Raw genomic sequence first — 6,000 nt, forward strand, 5'->3', positions numbered from 1 at the left:
CGCCTAGGTTCCGGCCATCCCTCAGGAGAGGGTGATGGAGCGGCGCGCGGAGATCTCGCGTGGCCGGGAGCAGGGATAGAGGAGGGACATCACGTGCGTAAGCACTCTGTGAAGTCCGCAGCGATCGTCGGTGCCTCACTGCTTGTTCTTGCAGCCTGTGGCTCGAACAAGGATGAGGGCAGCGGTAACAACGGGGGCAGCTGCGACACGTCGAAGGGCACTCTGACCGTCGGTGTTGTCGCCCCGTTGTCCGGGAACCTGTCCGCTCTCGGCGTCGGCATCAAGCAGTCCGCCGAGCTCGCCGTGGACGAGGCGAACAAGAAGTGCACGGTCAAGGGCTACAAGCTGACGGTGTCCGCCCAGGACGACGAGGCCAACCCCGCCAAGGGTGCCCAGGCCGCCACGAAGCTGTCGACCGACCCGAACGTCGTCGGTGTCGTCGGCACGCTGAACTCGTCGGTCGCCCAGACGGTCCAGCCGATCCTGCGGGACAAGAAGATCCCCCAGGTGTCGCCCGCCAACACGAACCCGTCGCTCACCAGGGGCAACGACTTCCTGACGGCCCCGAAGCGGCAGTTCGACAACTACTTCCGCGTCTGCACCACCGACGACCTGCAGGGCCCGTACGCGGCCAACTACCTCGTCGAGAAGGCCGGCAAGAAGAAGATCGCCATCATCACCGACGGCAAGACCTACGGTGAGGGCCTCGCGGCGGAGCTGCAGAAGCAGGTCGCCAAGAAGGGTGGCACGATCGTCGGCTCCGAGAAGGTCGGCGAGAAGGACACCGACTTCTCCGGCGTCATCGCCAAGATCAAGGCCCTCGGCCCGGAGGCCGTCTACTACGGCGGTGAGTACCCCGTCGCCGGTCCGCTGTCCAAGCAGATGAAGGACAACGGCCTCGACGTTCCGCTGATGGGCGGCGACGGCATCTTCGACGGCAAGTACATCGAGCTCGGCGGCAAGGAGGGCGACCTCGCCACCTCCGTCGGTGCCCCGACCGAGTCCCTGGCCACGGCCAAGGCCTTCGTCGACGCTTACAAGGCGAAGTTCGGCAAGGAGGACTACGCCGCCTACGGTGCGTTCTCCTACGACGCCGCGAACGCCATCATCGGTGCCCTGGCCGCGACCGTCGACGGCGCTGCCTGGGACGAGTCGAAGCGTGACGCCATGCTGCAGAACGTGGGCAAGTACAGCGGCTCCGGTGCCACCGGTGAGGTCAAGTTCGACCAGTACGGCGACAGCACGAACAAGGTGCTCACCGTCTACCAGGTCACCTCGGCCAAGTGGAAGGACGTTCAGACCGGCACCTTCACCGGCTGATCGACTACCTAAACACTGATTGAAGCCACGGCGGGGGCGGGCGTTCTTTGCTCGCCCCCGCCGTCTACGGAGGTAGTCGTGTCAGTCCTGTTCCAACAGCTGGCCAACGGGGTCATTCAGGGCGCGTTGATCGCCCTGATCGCCCTCGGGTACACGATGGTGTACGGCATCATCCAGCTGATCAACTTCGCCCACGGCGAGGTTTTCATGGTGGCCTCGTACGGAGGCCTCGCCACGTTCACGCTTCTTCCTGACGACCTCAAGAAGTCGCCCGCCGTGGCCCTGCCGCTCATGTTCGTCGGCGGCATCGTGGTGGCGGTCCTCGTCGCCGTGATCATGGAACGGTTCGCCTACCGGCCGCTGCGCAACGCACCCCGGCTGGCACCGCTCATCACAGCGCTCGGCGTGTCCGTGTTCCTGCAGGAGGCTGTCCGCGTCTTCTACCCGAACGCGAAGTCCAACCTGCCGTACCCGAAGGTCTTCCCCGAGGGCAACCTGACGATCGGCTCGGTCAACATCTCGTGGACCGGCATCCTGCTCGTCGCCCTCTCGGTCGGTCTCGCGGTCATCCTGCAGACCTACATCAACCGGTCCCGCATGGGCCGCGCGATGCGTGCGACCGCACAGGACCCCGACACCGCCAAGCTCATGGGCGTCAACCCCGACCGCGTGATCGTGCTGACGTTCATCATCGGCGCCGTGCTCGCCGGTGTCGCCGGCATCATGTTCGGCGGCTACCTGAACAACATCAACATCGACATGGGCTTCCAGAACGGCATCTTCGCCTTCACGGCGGCCGTCCTGGGCGGCGTCGGCAGCATCCGCGGCGCGGTCATCGGCGCGTTCATCATCGGTCTGATCAAGACCATCGCCGGTCAGTACATGCCGGGTGGCACCCAGTACGACTACGTCTGGATCTTCGTCGTGCTGATCCTCGTGCTCGTCTTCCGCCCGCAGGGTCTGTTCGGCGAGCCGGAAAGGGTGCGCGCATGAGTACGGTCGACACGACTGCTGGCAAGCCGTCTCCGCTCGCGCCGCTCGGCAAGCCGTTCGCGGTTGCCGGTGGTGTGCTCGGCATCGTCGCGGCGCTCCTGCCGTGGGTCACGTTCAGCCTCAACGACGGCAACTGGCCGGACAAGTCCACGCTGCAGTTCTTCGACGCGCCGTTCGCCGTCACGGGCTTCCGCTGGCACGTCCTGCTGCTCGGTGTCCTCATCCTGGTCGCGGCGTTCGCACCGGTTCCGTCCAAGGGCCGGGTCGTCCGGGCCCTCGGCTGGGGCCTCACGATCGTCTCGTTCGTCAACGCCATCTACATCACGGTCAAGGGTGGTGGCCTCGGCGCCATCACGGCCGTCGACGGAGCCACCGCGTTCGGCGGCGTGGTCGGACTCGTCGCGGGTGTGCTGGCGATCCTCGCGGGCTACGGCATCGGCATCACGCCGGTGGGCGAGTGGAAGTTCAAGGTCTCCACCCCGGTCGCGTACCTGGTGCTGCTGGTGTCGTTCGGCGCGGTGCTCTACGCCGTCGCCGCGATGCTGACCACCGGTGGCGTCGGCTCGGCGAACCCGTACGCGGGCGCGATCTTCCTGTCGTTCCTCGGTTTCGCCGGCGGTCTGCTCGGCGCGCTGAGCGGCGTCGGGTTCGTCCGCTGGATCTCGGCCCTGTCCGAGCAGCACCGCGTGTTCAGCGTGATCGTGCTGGCGGCGTGCGCGCTGCTGCTGCCGTTCACCGAGGCGGGCAACGAGTACTGGATGACGGTCGCGGCGAACATCGGCATCTACGCCGCCACCGCGATCGGCCTGAACATCGTCGTCGGTCTCGCGGGTCTGCTCGACCTCGGGTACGTGGCGTTCATGGGCATCGGTGCCCTCGTGGCAGCGAACTTCTCCGGTGCCGCGACCGCGTACTTCGGCTTCGACCTGCCGTTCCCCGTCGCCGCCGTCATCGCGGCCGTCGTGGCCGGCATCTTCGGCGCCATCGTCGGTTCGCCGACGCTGCGGGTCCGCGGTGACTACCTCGCGATCGTGACGCTGGCGTTCGGTGAGATCTTCACCCGCTCCGCGCAGAACGACATCGGTGGCTTCACCAACGGCTCCAACGCCATCCCGGGCATCCCGGCGCTGTCGTTGTTCGGTGCCGAGTTCAACAAGTCGTTCACGATCGGCGCGGTGAAGCTGCCCGCCGGTGTCCTGTACTACGTCCTCATCGTGCTGCTCGTCGCGGCGACGATGGCGGTGTTCGCGAACCTCAAGTTCAGCCGCATCGGCCGTGCCTGGATCGCGATCCGCGAGGACGAGGACGCTGCCCGCGCGATGGGCATCCGCACCGGCAAGATGAAGATCCTCGCGTTCCTCATCGGTGCCATGCTCGCGGGTCTCGCGGGCGCGGTGTTCGCGCACAAGAACGGCACCGTGTCGTATGAGTCGTTCAAGTTCCTCGAGTCGGTCACGCTGCTCGCGGCGGTCATCCTCGGCGGCATGGGGTCGATCCCCGGTGCCGTTCTCGGTGCCGCGCTGCTGTTCGTGCTGCCCGAGAAGCTCCGCGACTTCGAGGACTACCGCCTCATGATCTTCGGCCTCGCGCTGATCCTGATCATGCGGTTCCGGCCGGTCGGCCTGATCCCCGATGCGCACAGGCGCGCTGAGATGGTCGAACGCGCCGACGAGAACGCCGAAGAGGCGCATGTGGAGGCGAAGAAGGCATGAGCACGCCGGTGTTGGAGGCGCGTGACGTCTCGATGGTCTTCGGTGGCCTCAAAGCGTTGAAGGGCGTCACCCTGACGCTCGAAGAAGGCAAGATCGTCGGCCTGATCGGTCCGAACGGCGCGGGGAAGACCACCTTCTTCAACTGCCTGACGGGTCTGTACACGCCGACCACCGGCGAGGTGTTGCTCAAGGGCAACATCCTGCCCGGTGACCCGGCGAAGGTGACGGAGGCGGGCGTGGCCCGCACGTTCCAGAACATCCGCCTGTTCCCCAGCATGTCCGTGCTGGAGAACGTCATGGTCGGCCGCCACGTCCGGATGAAGCAGGGCCCGCTGGCCTCGCTGTTCCACGGGCCGGCCTACCAGCGCGGTGAGAAGGCCGCTCGCGAGCGGTCGCGGGAGCTGCTCGCGTTCGTCGGCCTGAACAACGTCGACGACGAGCTCTCGCGCAACCTCCCGTACGGCGACCAGCGCCGTCTGGAGATCGCGCGCGCGTTGGCGACGGATCCGGCAGTGCTGCTGCTGGACGAGCCCACCGCGGGCATGAACCCGCAGGAGACGGAAGCGACGCAGCAGCTGATCTTCCGCATCCGCGAGACGGGTGTCTCCGTCGTGGTCATCGAGCACGACATCAAGTTCATCTTCGGTCTGTGCGACTCGGTCTCCGTGCTCGTGCAGGGCGAGCTGCTCGTCGAGGGCAGCCCCGAGGTCGTGCGGGCGGATCCGCGGGTGGTCGAGGCGTACCTCGGCAAGCCCCCGGAGGAAGTCGCGAGCGAAGTCGAGGCCGCCGCTGCTGCTGAGGAGGAGCAGGCATGACCGCGCTGCTCGAAGTCCGCAACCTCTCCGTGTCCTACGGCGCGATCGAGGCCGTCCGCGACATCTCGTTCACCGTCGAGGCCGGCCAGATCGTCTCGCTGATCGGCTCGAACGGTGCGGGCAAGACCACGACCCTGCGCACCATCTCGGGTCTGTTGCGGCCGACGTCCGGCTCCATCCGGTTCCAGGGCAAGGAAATCCACAACGATCCGGCGCACGCGATCCTCGGTGAGGGCATCGCGCACTGCCCCGAGGGCCGCCGGCTCTTCCCGCGGATGACCGTGGAGGAGAACCTGCAGCTCGGCGCCTACGTCCGCAAGGACGACGGTGTCGAGGCAGACATCCAGCGCGTGTACGACCTGTTCCCCGTGCTCGGCGAGCGCCGGAACAACAAGGCCGGACTCTTCTCCGGTGGTGAGCAGCAGATGCTCGCCATCGGCCGCGCGATGATGTCGAAGCCCCGTCTGCTGATGCTCGATGAGCCCTCGATGGGTCTCTCGCCGATCATGACGCAGAAGATCTTCGACACCATCAAGGAGCTGCAGTCGTTGGGCACCACCATTTTGCTGGTGGAGCAGAACGCGCTGGCCGCGTTGGCGTTGTCGGATCACGGGTATGTGATCGACCTCGGCAAGACCACTTTGGACGGTCCTGGGCATTCGCTCCTGGCCGATCAGCGGGTGCGTGACGCTTACCTGGGTGAGGCTCACTGAGGGTTGGTTTTGGGAGCGGGGCGGGGGATTCCTCCGCCCCGCTTTCGTTTGTCCCGGGGGTGGGTGGGCGGTTGGGTGGGTTGCCTTTAGGGCGGCTGGTTGTTGGGTGGGCTGGCCGTTGTGTGGGGCTGACCTGGCGTGGGGCGACCATTGCGGTGGGCTGGCCTGGCGTGGGGCGACCTGTGCGTGGGCGAGCTAAGACGGTGGTCACCTTGAGGGCGGCCAGGTTGCATTGCGTGCTTTCCCTGGGGCTCTGCCCCAGACCCCGGCAATCTGATCAGGGGGCCAGCGCCGTGGGCAGGTAGATGGCACGCCTGTTGCTTTGAGCGGCTGCCTGTTTCGTAGTTTGCTTGCGTTGGCGGTGGGGTCCCATCACGAGCCGCACCAAGAGCGAGCCACAGTCAGGAAGGGGTGTCAACTCGACGAAAAGCGTGTCGAGTTGACACC

General features: G+C 66.4%; 5 protein-coding genes. All 5 read left to right on the forward strand.

Annotation, left to right across the window (positions count from 1 at the left end; all coding sequences use genetic code 11):
• The first annotated feature begins 93 nt into the window (after nucleotides 1–93).
• Nucleotides 94–1,320, forward strand: coding sequence for a branched-chain amino acid ABC transporter substrate-binding protein (locus ACWF7A_RS34620; RefSeq protein ID WP_452254711.1), 1,227 nt, complete (start codon nucleotides 94–96; stop codon nucleotides 1,318–1,320).
• 78 nt (nucleotides 1,321–1,398) lie between these two features.
• Entirely contained in the window at nucleotides 1,399–2,313 is a 915-nt protein-coding gene (locus tag ACWF7A_RS34625) for a branched-chain amino acid ABC transporter permease (protein ID WP_452254712.1), read from the forward strand.
• Nucleotides 2,310–4,025, forward strand: a complete 1,716-nt coding sequence (locus ACWF7A_RS34630) for a branched-chain amino acid ABC transporter permease (RefSeq protein WP_452254713.1) — start codon at nucleotides 2,310–2,312, stop codon at nucleotides 4,023–4,025. The genes ACWF7A_RS34625 and ACWF7A_RS34630 overlap by 4 nt, the downstream gene beginning before the upstream one ends.
• On the forward strand, nucleotides 4,022–4,840 hold the full coding sequence (locus tag ACWF7A_RS34635; protein ID WP_452254714.1) for an ABC transporter ATP-binding protein: 819 nt from the start codon (nucleotides 4,022–4,024) through the stop codon (nucleotides 4,838–4,840). Before ACWF7A_RS34630 ends, ACWF7A_RS34635 begins: the two co-directional genes overlap by 4 nt.
• Complete coding sequence (locus tag ACWF7A_RS34640) at nucleotides 4,837–5,553, forward strand: ABC transporter ATP-binding protein (protein ID WP_452254715.1); 717 nt, start codon at nucleotides 4,837–4,839, stop codon at nucleotides 5,551–5,553. The genes ACWF7A_RS34635 and ACWF7A_RS34640 overlap by 4 nt, the downstream gene beginning before the upstream one ends.
• Nucleotides 5,554–6,000: the final 447 nt, after the last annotated feature.

Source organism: Lentzea sp. NPDC055074 (assembly GCF_053608005.1).